Below are 13,317 nucleotides of genomic sequence, written 5' to 3'. Positions count from 1 at the left end.
TTGCTTCCGCGCCGCCGTTCATCCTAGCGCATTTTCGCGAATTGCAACCGGGCTTAGCCGAGCCCGATGATGGTGTCGTAGAGCAGCTTGAAGTTGAGGCCGAGGATGAGTGCTGCCACCACCCAGGCCAGCACCGCGACGCCGCGCGAGATGGCGAAGGAACCCATCTTCTCGCGGTCCGAGACGAAATGGACCAGCGGGATGACCGCGAAGGGAAGCTGCATGGACAGGACGACCTGGCTGAACACCAGAAGCTCGGCCGTGCCCTTTTCGCCATAGAGCGCGGTGACGACGACCACCGGGATGATGGCGAGGCCGCGGGTGAGCAGCCGGCGCGCCCATTGCGGGATGCGCAGATGGAGAAAGCCCTCCATGACGATCTGGCCGGCGAGCGTCGCAGTCACCGTCGAATTGAGGCCCGAGGCGAGCAGGGCGACGGCGAACAAGGTCGAGGCGATGCTCAAGCCCAGCAGCGGCGACAGGAGCTGGAAGGCCTGGCCGATCTCGGCGACGTCCTGGTTGCCGCTGCCGTGGAAGGCGACGGCCGAGACGATGAGGATGGCGGCGTTGACGAACAGCGCCAGCATCAGCGCGATGGTGGAATCGAGCGTCGCCCATTTGATGGCGTCGCGCTTGCCGGGTTCGGTGCGCGGATAGGCGCGGGTCTGCACGATGGAGGAGTGCAGGTAGAGATTGTGCGGCATGACCGTGGCGCCGATGATGCCGATGGCGACATAAAGCATGGCCGGGTTGGTGACGATCTCGGACGAAGGCACGAACAGGCCATGCAGGATCGAGCCGGCCGGCGGCGCTGCGGCGAAGATCTGCACGGCGAAACAGCCGAAGATGACGATGAGCAAGGCGATGACGAAGGCTTCGAGATAGCGGAAGCCCTTGTTCATCAGCAGCAGCACCAGGAAGGCGTCGAGCGCGGTGATCAGCGCGCCGCCGATCAGCGGGATGCCGAACAGAAGGTTGAGCGCGATGGCGGTGCCGATGACCTCGGCGAGGTCGCAGGCGATGATGGCGAGTTCGCAGGCCACCCACAAGGCGTAGGCGACGGGCTTGGGATAATAGGCGCGGCAGGCCTGGGCGAGGTCGCGGCCGGTGGCGATGCCGAGGCGGGCGGCCAGCGCCTGCAGGAGGATCGCCATCAGGTTGGACAGCATGATGACGAAAAGCAGCGTGTAGCCGAACTGGGCGCCGCCAGCGAGGTCGGTGGCCCAGTTGCCGGGATCCATATAGCCGACGGAGACCATGTAGCCAGGGCCCATGAAGGCGAACAGCCGGCGGAACCAGACGCCGGTGGTTGGCACGGCGATGGTGGAATTGACCTCCGGCAGGCTCGGCCTGGCATCGCCCATCGGCCGGAAGAATTGCCTGCCGGCGGATAGCGTGTCGGCGGTCTCGGCGTCTTGCATGCTTATGATCCTGCGGGGAATGTATGAACTGGCAGGGTGAACTTATGCCCATGCTCAACATTATGCAATATGCTATATTTCATTGTCTTGGCTTTTTGATTGTGCCAGCTTTTTCGCTTAAGGGGCGACTAGAGCGCTGTTCCGCTTCGGGTGGTGCAGCACGAAAAAGGGCGGGTTTCCGGTACGTTCGGCGTGGCGGCATAAATGTCCCTGAAAAATCAAAGCCCATGCTATAAAAGCGGAAGGCCGGATCAGTCCTGGGAGAAACGATTGGCGTCGAGACCGAAATCCGTTCCGCGCGACGAGCCGCTGCCGGATGCCGAAGTGCATTCGGAAGGTTTTCGCCAGACCCGCGAAGCGCGCCGCAGCGCGCTGGTGGAGGATTATGTCGAGCTGATCGCCGACCTGATCGAGGACGGCAACGAGGCGCGCCAGGTTGATATCGCGGCGCGGCTGGGCGTGGCGCAGCCGACGGTGGCCAAGATGCTGACCCGGCTGTGCGCCGACGGGCTGGTGTCGCGCAAGCCCTATCGCGGCGTGTTCCTGACCGACGCCGGCCGCAAGGTGGCCGAGGAAAGCCGCGACCGCCACCAGACGGTGGAGGCTTTCCTGCGCGCGCTGGGCGTGAGCGCGGAGACGGCGCGCATCGACGCCGAAGGCATAGAGCACCATGTCAGCGCCGAGACGCTGGGAGCCTTTCGCAAGGCGATGGCGAAGGGGTTGTAAGGGCCGCGGGCTACAGGCCCCGGGAGCCCCGCTTAGTTTTTAAAGTAGCCCGGCCCGTCGACATCGGCGATCAGCCCCGGCTGGTTCGGGTGCCAACCAAGCCATTCCCGGGTCTGTGCGCTCGACGTCGGATTGTCCATCGCCGCGAAATGCGCAAGCCAGCCGAAATGGGCGTTCGCTTCCTCGTGCGACAGGCTGACGATAGGGAGCTGCAAGCGGCGACCGACGACCTCGGCAATCTCGCGGAACGGAATGCCTTCCTCGGCAACCGCGTGGTAGCGGGCGCCGGCCGAACCCTTCTCAACCGCCAGCCGGAAAAGTCGTGCGGCATCGATGCGGTGTACGCCCGGCCAGCGGTTCTGTCCGTCACCCACATAGGCCGACGCGCCTTTGCGGCGTGCAAGATCGATCAGCATCGGCACGAAGCCGTGATCCCCCTCGCCATGCACCGAGGGCGCGAGGCGCAGAACCGAAACATTGATGCCCCGGCTTGCAAGCGCTGCAGCGGCTTCTTCCGACGCGACACGCGGATTCGGGCCGGAAATGGCCGCATCGTTTTCGGTGGCGAGCGGGCGTCCCTCAAGCAGGCCGGTCGCCGAGGTGACGACCAAGGGGCGACCGGAACCGGAAAGCGCCGAGCCGAGCGCGTCGATGACACGCCGGTCGGTCTCGCAGCTCTCCTTGAATTTCGAGAAGTCGTGGATGAAGCCGGTGTGGATCACGCCGTCGGCGGCCGCCGCGCCACGGCGCAGGCTGTCGAGGTCATCGAGCGAGCCGCGATGCGCGGTGGCTCCAGCCGCCGTGAGGGATGCAGCCGCACCCTCGGAGCGGGCGAGGCCGATGACCTCGTGTCCGGCCGCGAGGAGGTCCTGAACCACGGCGGAACCGACAAAGCCGGTGGCACCAGTAACGAATATACGCATGAAGATGGTCTCCTGACTGGAATGGAGACCGATGTGGATCAGTGTGATATCCTGGTAAAGTAGTGATGTTATACAGGTATAATAACTAACAGGACGAACATGCCGGTCGTTGGCGAAAATCAGACGAGCGTGGTCTGCATGGCGGAGAATGCGCTCGGCAACTATCTGAAGGGGCTGCGGGCGAAGCTCGATCCGGCAGCCTTCGGTCTTTCAGGCGCGCGGCGGCGCACGCCGGGCCTGCGGCGCGAGGAGGTGGCGCAGCGCGCCAACATCAGCGCCACCTGGTACACCTGGCTGGAGCAGGGGCGGGGCGGTGCGCCTTCGGCCGACGTGCTCAACCGCATTTCGCGCGCGCTGATGCTGACCGATGTCGAGCGCGAACACCTGTTCCTGCTCGGGCTCGGCCGGCCGCCGGAGGTCCGCTACCGGCCATCGGAAGGCGTTTCGCCGCGCCTGCAGCGCGTGCTGGACGCGTTCGAGATCAGCCCGGCCTACATCAAGACCGCGACCTGGGACGTGGTGGCGTGGAACGCGGCCGCGGCCGCGGTGCTGACCGACTACGGCATGCTCGCGCCCGAACAGCGCAATATTCTGCGCCTCGTCTTCCTCAATCCACGCGTCCGCGCAAAACAGACGGACTGGGAAGGCGTCGCCCGGTTCGTCGTGGCGGGTTTCAGAGTCGATGCCGCGCGTGCAGGCGCCGGCGAAAACGTCCGGGCGCTGGTGCAGGAACTCAGCCTGCTGAGCCCGGAATTCGCCGAGATGTGGCGCGAGACCGACATCCGCGCTCATTTTGAAGGCGCCAAATATCTGCAGCATCCCTCCGGCGGCATGATCGCCCTGGAGTTTTCGGCCTTCGCCGTCGACGGCAGGCCGGACCTCGGCATGGTGGTCTACAATCCGGCGACGCCGCAGGACGAGGAAAAGGTGCGGGCCCTGATCAAGGCAAGCGAAGCGGCAAGGAAGGCTCCGGCCGAACCCGCCTGAGCGCACCCGTTACAGCGTCGAAGCCAAAAGTGAAGATTGGCGTCCCGGCGCGGCCGTCTGTGCCAGAGTTGGGATGGGATTTTTCGGGCTTTCGCGCATGCCCGCCAAACCAAAAATCCTGTGACTTGCCACAACCGTTGCGATAACACTGATCGCATTCGGCCAAGCGGCCGAAGCGCTATTCAATACGAGGACTTGCCATGCTCTGGAGAGGTCGCCGTCAGAGTGACAATATCGAGGACGATCGCAGCGACAGCGGCGGTGGCACGCCCGGCGGCCTGGGTGGCGGCCCCGGCCAGTTTCGCATCCCGATCGGCGGCCGCGCCGGCGGCGGCGGTCTCTCGGGCATCATCATCCTGGTGGTGCTCTATTTCGGGCTGAAGTTCCTCGGCATCGATCCGATGCAGGTGCTGGGCGGCGGTGGCGGGCTGCTGGACAGCGGCAGCGGCAACGGCCAGTACACGCAGTCCGGCCAGCCCGGGCAGGGCGCGCCGGCCAATGACGAGATGAAGCAGTTCGTGGGAACGGTGCTGGCCGAGACGGAGGACGTCTGGAACGGCATCTTCAAGGCCAATGGGCTGACCTACGAGGAGCCGAAGCTGGTGCTGTTCAGCGGCCAGATCCGTTCGGCCTGCGGCTTCGCCTCGGCCGCTTCCGGGCCGTTCTATTGCCCGAGCGACCACAAGGTCTATCTCGACATGGCCTTTTTCGATCAGCTCGCCAACCAGTTCGGCGCATCAGGCGATTTCGCCAATGCCTATGTCGTGGCGCACGAGGTCGGCCACCATGTGCAGAACCTCACCGGCATCCTGCCCAAGTTCAACCAGATGCGGCAGCGCATGAGCGAGGTGGACGCCAACCACATGTCGATGCAGGTCGAACTGCAGGCCGACTGCTTCGCCGGCGTCTGGGGCCACTACACCGCGCAGAAGGGCCTTCTGGAGAAGGGCGACCTGGAGAGCGCGCTGAACGCGGCCAAGCAGATCGGCGACGATACGCTGCAGAAGAAGATGCAGGGTTACGTCGTGCCCGAAAGCTTCAACCACGGCACCTCCGCGCAGCGGCAGAAGTGGTTCAAGGCGGGTTTCGATTCCGGCAAGCTTTCGAGCTGCGACACCTTCAACAACCCGATCTGACGGCAGGCATAAATGGCGATTGAACGACGCATCGCGCTTGGCGCGGAGCTTTCCCTGTCGCGTCTGGTGTTCGGTGCCTGGCGGCTGCTGGATGGGCCGGAGCGGCCGGACGCCGAGGCGGTGGCGCGGCTGATCGGAACTGCCGTCGATCTCGGCCTGACCAGTTTCGACCATGCCGACATCTATGGCGATTACGAAGTGGAAGCTGCCTTCGGCGCCGGGCTGGCGCGCTGGAAGGGCAGGCGCGAGGCGATCCAGCTCGTCACCAAATGCGACATCATGCTGATCTCGGCCAACCGGCCGGACAACTGGATCGAGCACTACAACACCGATGCGGCGCATATCGCGGCCTCGGTGGAGCGTTCGCTCGTCAATCTTCGCACCGACTATCTCGACCTTCTGCTTTTGCATCGGCCCGACCCGCTGACGCAGGCCGACGAGACGGCGCGGACGCTTGAGGATGTGGTGCGTTCCGGCAAAGTGCGCGCCATCGGTGTTTCCAACTTCACGCCGTCGCAGTTCGACCTGCTTGCCTCGCGGCTGCCGTTCCCGATCGTCACCAACCAGATCGAACATTCGGTGCTGGAGACCTCGGCGCTCTATGACGGCCGGCTCGACCACGCGCAGCGGCTGCGCTACGCGCCGATGATCTGGTCGCCGCTCGGCGGCGGTTCGCTGTTCACCGGCAAGGGCGAACGCGAGGAGCGGGTGCGCAAGGCGCTGGCGCGGGCGGCGGAGGCGCATGGCGTCAACGACATCTCGGCGATGGCGATCGCCTGGCTGCTGCGGCATCCGGCCAGGCTGGTTCCGGTGCTGGGCACGATGAAGCCGGAACGGCTCGGCCAGCTGGTCAAGGCGCTCGACATCGATCTCGACCGCCAGCACTGGTTCGCCATTCTGGAAGCCAGCGAAGGCCACCCGGTGCCGTAAGGCTGACCGCCTGGCGGATTGCATCGCGAAAACGGCCTCGTCCTGGCGGCTGCTGTCAGGAGAAATGGCATGAGAACGTTCTTCCATTGTTCCTGTGACAAGCTTCGCCTATAAGGACCGTCCCGCCGCGGCCCGGCGGATGAGGGATGCGCGATCATGCTTGAAGCCAAGACCGCAAGGCGGGGTTTGATCCTCGTCTTCACCACGCTTTTGCTCGATATCATCGGCTTCGGCATCATCATGCCGGTGCTGCCTGCCTATCTGCAGGAACTGACCGGCGTCGGTGTCAGCGAGGCGGCGATCGAGGGCGGCTGGCTGTTCTTCGCCTATGCCGCCATGCAATTCGTGTTCGCGCCGGTGATCGGCGGCCTCAGCGACCGTTTCGGGCGCCGGCCGGTGCTGCTCGCCTCGGTACTGACCTTTTCCATCGACAATCTGATCTGCGCCATCGCCTGGTCCTATCCGATGCTGTTCATCGGCCGTGTGCTGGCCGGCATTTCCGGCGCCAGCTATTCGACCACCTCGGCCTATATCGCCGACATTTCGAACGACGAGAACCGGGCCAAGAATTTCGGCCTGCTCGGCATCGCCTTCGGCGTCGGCTTCGTCATCGGCCCGGTGCTGGGCGGCCTGCTTGGCACGTTCGGGCCGCGCGTGCCGTTCTATTTCGCGGCGGGCCTGGCCTTCCTCAACTTCCTCATCGCGCTGTTTTTGCTGCCGGAAACGCTGGATGAGAAACACCGCCGCCGCTTCGAGTGGAAACGGGCGAACCCGGTCGGCACTCTGCTGCAGATGCGCAATTATCCGGGCATCGGCTGGATCGGGCTGGTGTTCTTCCTGATGACGCTCGGCCACATGGTCTATCCGGCGGTGTGGTCGTTCGTTTCCAGCTACCGCTATGGCTGGAGCGAAACGCAGATCGGCCTGTCGCTCGGCGCCTTCGGCCTGTGCGGTGCCATCATCATGGCAACGGTGCTGCCGCGCGTCATTCCGGCGCTCGGCGAGTGGCGCACAGCGGCGATCGGCCTGAGCTTCACCGCCGCCAGCGCCATCGGCTACGCCTTCGCCATGCAGGGCTGGATGATCTACGCCGTCATCGTGGCGGGCTGCCTGGAGGCGCTGGCCGACCCGCCGCTGAGGAGCCTGGCCGCCGGCAAGGTGCCGCCTTCGGCGCAAGGCGAATTGCAAGGGGCCATGACCTCGATCTTCTCGATCACCTCGATCATCACGCCCTTGCTCTATACGGGGATCTTCTCATGGTTCACCGGGCCTGACGCGCCAGTGACGTTTGGCGGCGCGCCCTATGTGCTGGCGGCGTTCTTCCTGGCGCTGGCGGTGATCGTCTTCGTTACCAAGGTGGCGAGGCCGACGCCGAAGGAAGTGGAACAGATGCATCCGCAGGAAAGTGCTGCCGGCGGGCATTGACCCCACGGCGAACGGGCATGGAAGGAAAGGCGGCTTCGGCCGCCTTTTTTGTTTTTTGTTTTTTGTTTTCCTGGCGGCATTTACGGTGTTTCGGGACGCGGCGAATTTTTATTCAACCAATTGGTTGACAACAAAAGTACCGCTCCGTATATTCAACTCATCGGTTAACAACTGAAAGGTTGAATGAATGGCAACGGACCCTCTCTCGCTCACCTTCGCCGCCCTGGCCGATCCGACGCGGCGCGCCATCCTGGCGCGTCTCGCCCAGGGGCAGACAAGCGTCGGCGAGCTCGCGGCGCCGCACCAGATGAGCCTGGCGGCGGTTTCCAAGCATATCAAGGTGTTGGAGACGGCCGGACTGATCAGCCGCGAGAAGGACGCCCAATACCGCTACTGCAAGCTCCAGGCCGGACCGCTCAAGGATCTGGACGGCTGGGTGGCAGCCTACCGGGACCTGTGGCGGGACAATCTCGACCAGCTCGACGCCTATCTCGCCGAGATGCAGCGCGGCGACGACACCAACAAGCAGTGACATTCCAGAAAAGCATAGGGAAACCGAAATGAACAAGATGCACGTCGAGGCCCCCGAGGGTGAGCCAATCGTCCGCATGACCCGCACCTTCGACGCGCCGCGCGCGCTGGTGTGGCGGGCCTGGACCCAGCCCGAACATGTCGCCCGCTGGTGGGGTTCACGCGCCATGGGCACCACCAAGGTGATCAAGCTCGATCCCCGTACCGGTGGCGAATGGCGCTTCGAGCACACCATGCATGACGGCTCGATCTTCATCTTCTTCGGCAAATATCTGGAAGTCGACGAGCCGGGCAAGCTGGTCAACACCTTCGCGCTGGAAGGCATGTTCGAGGACAGGCCGGTGATTGAAACCCATCGCCTCGAGGAGGTCGACGGCAAGACCCACTACACCGGCATTTCGCGCTTCGAGAGCATCGAGGACCGCGACGGCATGGTCGCCTCGGGCATGGAAGCCGGCGCGCAGGCCACCATGGACCAGCTCGAAGAACTGCTCGGCGAACTGGTAGCCGCCTGATTACTGGCCGCCTGATTTCAGGCTGCCGGACCTCTGGTCGGCCTTCGGGCCGGCACTTTCCGAACCTCTAGCGTACCCAACCGGCCGCATACGGTCCGGTTGGGGACCGCTGATCCCCCAAAAACACAGGAACATCCCATGAAACCGCTATCCATCGCGGGCGCGGCCTTGCTCGCGCTTTTTTCCACCCTCGCACCTGCCTCCGCGCAGGAGGCACCGGCACCGCAGCCGATCGAACTGCATCACCAGATCCGGGGCGAGGGGCCGCCGCTGGTGCTGCTGCATGGCGCCTTCATGACCATCGAGACCAACTGGGCGGGCAGCCTTGCCGAGCTTGCCAAAACCAACAAGGTGATCGCGGTGGAGTTGCAGGGCCATGGGCGCACCGCCGATCGCGACGGTGCGCTCAGCCACGAGGCGATGGCCGACGACGTCACCCGCCTGCTCGACAAGCTTGGTGTCGAGAAGGCCTCGGTGCTGGGCTATTCGATGGGCGGCAATGTCGCTCTGCAGATGGCGCTGCGTCATCCCGATCGTGTCGAACGGCTGGTGGTGGTGTCTGCCGCCGCCAGCGACAAGGGCCTCGCCGCCGGCCACAAGGAGATGGTGCAGCATCTTTCGGCCGATATGTTTGCCGGTACGCCGATCGTCGGCGAATACCAGAAGCTGTCGCCGAAGCCGGACTTCCCCGGACTGGTCGCCAAGATCAAGCAGCTCGAGCTGAAGCCGTTCGATCTGACGGCCGAACTCAAGGCGGTGAAGGCGCCGACATTGCTGATCGCCGGCGACGCCGATGTCGTGACACTTAGCCATCTGGCCGAAATGCACGCGGCCCTTGGCGGCCATGCCAATGGCGACGTCAACGGACCGTCCAGGGCGCAGATGCTGGTGCTGCCCGGCACCACCCATATGGGCGTGTTCGCCTATCCGGCGAAAGCGCAGCAGGTGGCCGCTGCCGCCAACGCCTTCCTCAGCGCGCCAGCGCCAAAGTAACCGCAACACGACATTGAGAACCGGTGTACCCGGCAAACAAAAGGCCCCGCGATACGGGGCCTTTTTCATTGCGTCATCAGTTGGCGCGGGCTGTTCAGCGCTCGGCCAGTGCCGGCTCGCCCTTGTTGGCGCGGATGAGGTTGGCGAAGCGGCGGAACAGGTAGTGCGAATCCTGCGGGCCGGGCGAGGCTTCCGGATGGTGCTGCACGGAGAACACCGGGCGGCCCTTCAGCGTGATGCCGCAGTTCGAACCGTCGAACAGCGAAATATGAGTCTCCTCAACGCCTTCCGGCAGCGACTTGGAGTCGACCGCGAAGCCGTGATTCATCGACACGATCTCGACCTTGCCGGTGGTGTGATCCTTGACCGGGTGGTTGGCGCCATGGTGGCCCTGATGCATCTTTTCGGTCTTGCCGCCGAGCGCCAGCGCCAGCATCTGGTGGCCGAGGCAGATGCCGAACACCGGGATGTCGGTCTTGAGCAGGTCCTTGATGACCGGCACGGCGTATTCGCCGGTGGCGGCAGGATCGCCGGGACCGTTGGAGAGGAAGATGCCGTCCGGCTTCATCGCCAGGATTTCGTCGGCACCGGTTTTGGCCGGCACCACGGTGACCTTGGCGCCGAGGCCGGCGAGCAGGCGCAGGATGTTGCGCTTCACGCCATAGTCGACGGCGACCACATGCATGGTGGGCTCGGCCTGTTCGCCATAGCCGGCGCCCCAGGCCCAGGGCGTTTCCTTCCACACCGACGACTGGCCGGAAGTGACCTCCTTGGCGAGGTCGAGGCCGAGCAGGCCGGACCATTCGGCGGCGCGACGCTTCAGGTCGGCGACGTCGAACTCACCGTCCGGCGCATGGGCGATGACGGCATTGGGCATGCCCTTCTCGCGGATCAGCGCAGTGAGTGCGCGGGTGTCGATGCCCGACAGCGCGACGATGCCGCGCCGCTTCAGCCACTGGTCGAGATGACCGGCGGCGCGGTAGCTGGAAGGGTCGGTGACATCGGCCTTGAAGATGGCGCCGACGGCGCCTGCGCGCGCGGCCGGGTTGAGGTCCTCGATGTCCTCGTCATTGGTGCCGATATTGCCGATATGCGGGAAGGTGAAGGTGACGATCTGGCCGGCATAGGACGGGTCGGTGAGGATTTCCTCGTAGCCGGTGAGCGCGGTGTTGAAGCAGACTTCGGCGACGGCCGAGCCGGTGGCGCCGAGGCCGCGCCCTTCGATGACCGTGCCATCTGCCAGCACCAGAAGGGCGGTCGGCTTTTCGGTGGTCCAGGGGGCAGTCGTGGCCATGGCGGCTCTCCATCAAGAGGCGGACAAGATGTAACCAAGCCGGCAATAGATTGCGCGCCAAAAAGCGCCGGGCAATCCTGCCCGCGCCAATCCATGTAACCAGTTTGGTTGCAAGGCCCTCCCATAAGTGAAGGGGCGGGCAGGGTCAATCGTTGCGGGCCGGGCGAAGGCGGGATTTGTGCCGCAAGCTTGTGATTTCGGCCGAAATGCCATTTATCAGGTCAAAACCAAGGAGCAGGACGATGCGCGAGAAGGTCACCGAAGAGGTCAAGGCAGCCATGAAGGCCGGCGACAAGTCGCGGCTGACCACGCTGAGGCTGATCCAGGCCGCGATCAAGGACCGCGACATCGCCAATCGCGGCACTGGCAAGGACGCGGCCAGCGACGACGAAATCCTGCAGCTGCTGGCCAAGATGGTGAAGCAGCGCGAGGAATCGGCCAAGGCCTTCGAGGATGGCAACCGACCGGAACTCGCAGCCAATGAGCGCGCCGAGATCGTCATCATCCGCGATTTCATGCCGACGCAGATGGATGCGGCGGCGACCGAGGCGGCGATCCGCGCCGTGATCGCCGAGACCGGTGCCGCCGGGGTCAAGGACATGGGCAAGGTGATGGCCGGCTTGCGCGAAAAATTCGCCGGGCAGATGGATTTCGGCAAGGCCAGCGGGTTGGTGAAGGGGCTGTTGGGCTAGGCTTCTTCGACTGCGCGGGCCGGCCGGAATTTTTTCCGAGAAAATTTTTCGGGCGATGTCGAATCCAGGCGACGGGGTTCGACAATGGGCGTCAACAACGCACCTGAAGGAGATGACCCGTGCGCTATATCTGCCTGATCTATTACGATGCCAGGAAGCTGTTCGACGGTAGCGCCGAATCCAATGCGGCCCTTGGCGAATGCGCCAACCATGACGAGAAGCTCAAGGAAAGCGGCCATTTCGTCACCGGCGAGGCGCTGGAACTGCCGTCGAGCGCGATGACCGTGCAGGTGCGCGACGGCAAGATGTCGTCCACCGACGGGCCGTTCATGGAAACCCGCGAGATGCTGGGCGGCATCATCGTCATCGACGCCCGCGACCTCAACGAGGCGGCCAGGGTGGCCAGCACCCATCCGCTGGCGCGCATCGGCGCCATCGAAGTGCGGCCGACGGTCGATTTCTCGTCGCCAATTCCCACGCTAGCCGACCTTTGAGCCTGCGGTGACCGACGCCAACGCACGCGCCGCCGTGGAGGCGGCCTATCGCGGCGAGAAGCGGCGCGTGCTGGCGACGCTGATCCGCCTGCTTGGCGGGTTCGAAGCGGCGGAGGAGGCCTTGCACGAGGCCTTCGCCACTGCTGCGCAACGCTGGCCGGTCGAGGGCGTGCCGGCCAATCCCTATTCCTGGCTGGTTTCGACCGGGCGCTTCAGGACCATCGACCGCTGGCGCCGGCAGGCAAGGCTCGCCGCTGCCATGCCGGACCTGACCGCGCTGGCCGACGCCACGGTCGAGACCGTGTTGCCGGAGGAAATCCACGACGACGAGTTGCGGCTGATCTTCACCTGCTGCCACCAGGCGCTGGCGCCGGACGCGCGCATCGCGCTGACGCTGCGCGAGGTGGGCGGGCTGACGACGGAAGAGATCGCGCGCGCCTATCTGGCGCCGGCACCGACGATCGCGCAACGCATCGTGCGGGCGAAGGCGAAGATCCGCGACGAGGCGATCCCCTATGAAGTGCCCGGCCGCGCCGAACTGCCGGCGCGCACCGAAAGCGTGCTCAAGGTGGTCTACCTCGTCTTCAACGAAGGGTATGCCGCGACCGAGGGGCCGGAGCTGACCAGGACCGATCTTTCGGCCGAGGCGATCCGGCTCGGCCGGCTGGTGGTGGGCCTGCTCGACGAGCCGGAGCCGCTCGGGCTGCTGGCGCTGATGCTGCTGCACGAATCCCGGCGCGCCGCGCGTGTCGACGCCACCGGCGACCTGGTGCTGCTGGAAAATCAGGATCGTTTGTTGTGGGACAAAAGCCTGATCGCCGAAGCCTTCGGCCTGATCGAGCGCGCCTTCGCCATGCGCAGGGCAGGGCCTTATCTGCTGCAGGCGGCGATCGCGTCGGTCCACGCCGGCGCGCCGAGCGTCGATGAGACCGACTGGGCGCTGATCGTCGGGCTCTATGACACGCTGCTGCGCGTCGACCCTTCGCCGGTGGCCGCGCTAAACCGAGCCACCGCTATCGGCAAACGCGACGGGCCGGCGGCAGGCCTGGCGGCGGTGGAGGCAGCGCTTCGCCAGGGCGGTCTCGACAGCTATCATCTGGCGCATGCGGCGCGGGCCGACATGCAACGCCGGCTCGGACAAACGGAGGCAGCGCGCGCCTCCTATCGGCGCGCGCTGGAACTGGCGCGGCAACCGGCCGAGCGACGGTTCCTCGAGGCACGGCTGGCGGAACTCGGCGGAAGCTGAGGCC

The 13,317-nt window shown here is 65.0% G+C and carries 14 protein-coding genes; 11 read left to right on the top strand and 3 right to left on the bottom strand.

Annotation, left to right across the window (positions count from 1 at the left end; translation table 11 throughout):
* Window positions 1–53: 53 nt before the first annotated feature.
* Window positions 54–1,364 (bottom strand): Nramp family divalent metal transporter, encoded by a 1,311-nt coding sequence (locus tag AB4136_RS19790; protein ID WP_244431138.1) that lies wholly within the window; start codon window positions 1,362–1,364, stop codon window positions 54–56.
* Between the two features lie 327 nt (window positions 1,365–1,691).
* Between AB4136_RS19790 and mntR the strand changes: the two genes are divergently transcribed.
* Window positions 1,692–2,147: a manganese-binding transcriptional regulator MntR gene (gene mntR / locus AB4136_RS19785; RefSeq protein ID WP_024923688.1), complete on the top strand. Its 456-nt coding sequence runs from the start codon at window positions 1,692–1,694 to the stop codon at window positions 2,145–2,147.
* Window positions 2,148–2,179: 32 nt separating this feature from the next.
* On the opposite strand, the gene AB4136_RS19780 is transcribed toward mntR, so the two are convergent.
* Window positions 2,180–3,070, bottom strand: a complete 891-nt coding sequence (locus AB4136_RS19780; RefSeq protein ID WP_024923687.1) for an SDR family oxidoreductase — start codon at window positions 3,068–3,070, stop codon at window positions 2,180–2,182.
* 99 nt (window positions 3,071–3,169) lie between these two features.
* On the opposite strand from AB4136_RS19780, the gene AB4136_RS19775 reads away from it, so the two are divergent.
* The 7 genes from AB4136_RS19775 to AB4136_RS19745 all read left to right on the top strand — a co-directional run bounded on the left by AB4136_RS19775 (window position 3,170) and on the right by AB4136_RS19745 (window position 9,587).
* A complete protein-coding gene (locus AB4136_RS19775; RefSeq protein WP_024927238.1) occupies window positions 3,170–4,057 on the top strand; it encodes an MmyB family transcriptional regulator in 888 nt (295 codons plus the stop codon).
* Window positions 4,058–4,257: 200 nt separating this feature from the next.
* On the top strand, window positions 4,258–5,193 hold the full coding sequence (ypfJ, locus tag AB4136_RS19770) for a KPN_02809 family neutral zinc metallopeptidase (RefSeq protein WP_024923685.1): 936 nt from the start codon (window positions 4,258–4,260) through the stop codon (window positions 5,191–5,193).
* Window positions 5,194–5,205: 12 nt separating this feature from the next.
* Window positions 5,206–6,123: an aldo/keto reductase gene (locus AB4136_RS19765; protein ID WP_024923684.1), complete on the top strand. Its 918-nt coding sequence runs from the start codon at window positions 5,206–5,208 to the stop codon at window positions 6,121–6,123.
* Window positions 6,124–6,279: 156 nt separating this feature from the next.
* Window positions 6,280–7,548, top strand: a complete 1,269-nt coding sequence (locus tag AB4136_RS19760; protein WP_024923683.1) for a TCR/Tet family MFS transporter — start codon at window positions 6,280–6,282, stop codon at window positions 7,546–7,548.
* A gap of 187 nt (window positions 7,549–7,735) precedes the next feature.
* The gene (locus AB4136_RS19755; protein ID WP_024923682.1) at window positions 7,736–8,080 is read left to right on the top strand and encodes an ArsR/SmtB family transcription factor; all 345 of its coding nucleotides are present in this window, start codon (window positions 7,736–7,738) and stop codon (window positions 8,078–8,080) included.
* Between the two features lie 28 nt (window positions 8,081–8,108).
* Complete coding sequence (locus tag AB4136_RS19750) at window positions 8,109–8,594, top strand: SRPBCC family protein (RefSeq protein ID WP_024923681.1); 486 nt, start codon at window positions 8,109–8,111, stop codon at window positions 8,592–8,594.
* Between the two features lie 138 nt (window positions 8,595–8,732).
* Window positions 8,733–9,587, top strand: a complete 855-nt coding sequence (locus tag AB4136_RS19745; protein WP_137901926.1) for an alpha/beta fold hydrolase — start codon at window positions 8,733–8,735, stop codon at window positions 9,585–9,587.
* 94 nt (window positions 9,588–9,681) lie between these two features.
* Here the strand turns inward: AB4136_RS19745 and carA are convergent, their stop codons facing one another.
* Window positions 9,682–10,881: a glutamine-hydrolyzing carbamoyl-phosphate synthase small subunit gene (gene carA / locus AB4136_RS19740; protein ID WP_137901927.1), complete on the bottom strand. Its 1,200-nt coding sequence runs from the start codon at window positions 10,879–10,881 to the stop codon at window positions 9,682–9,684.
* 242 nt (window positions 10,882–11,123) lie between these two features.
* On the opposite strand from carA, the gene AB4136_RS19735 reads away from it, so the two are divergent.
* The 3 genes from AB4136_RS19735 (at window position 11,124) to AB4136_RS19725 (ending at window position 13,313) form a co-directional block, all read left to right on the top strand.
* Complete coding sequence (locus AB4136_RS19735) at window positions 11,124–11,573, top strand: GatB/YqeY domain-containing protein (RefSeq protein WP_024923678.1); 450 nt, start codon at window positions 11,124–11,126, stop codon at window positions 11,571–11,573.
* Window positions 11,574–11,692: 119 nt separating this feature from the next.
* Window positions 11,693–12,067: a YciI family protein gene (locus AB4136_RS19730; RefSeq protein WP_137901928.1), complete on the top strand. Its 375-nt coding sequence runs from the start codon at window positions 11,693–11,695 to the stop codon at window positions 12,065–12,067.
* A 7-nt stretch (window positions 12,068–12,074) separates the two neighbouring features.
* Window positions 12,075–13,313: an RNA polymerase sigma factor gene (locus AB4136_RS19725; RefSeq protein ID WP_024923676.1), complete on the top strand. Its 1,239-nt coding sequence runs from the start codon at window positions 12,075–12,077 to the stop codon at window positions 13,311–13,313.
* Window positions 13,314–13,317 lie beyond the last annotated feature (4 nt).

Source organism: Mesorhizobium sp. 2RAF21 (assembly GCF_052115345.1).
GTDB lineage: Bacteria > Pseudomonadota > Alphaproteobacteria > Rhizobiales > Rhizobiaceae > Mesorhizobium > Mesorhizobium terrae.
This window is presented reverse-complemented; position numbering and strand designations above follow the sequence as displayed.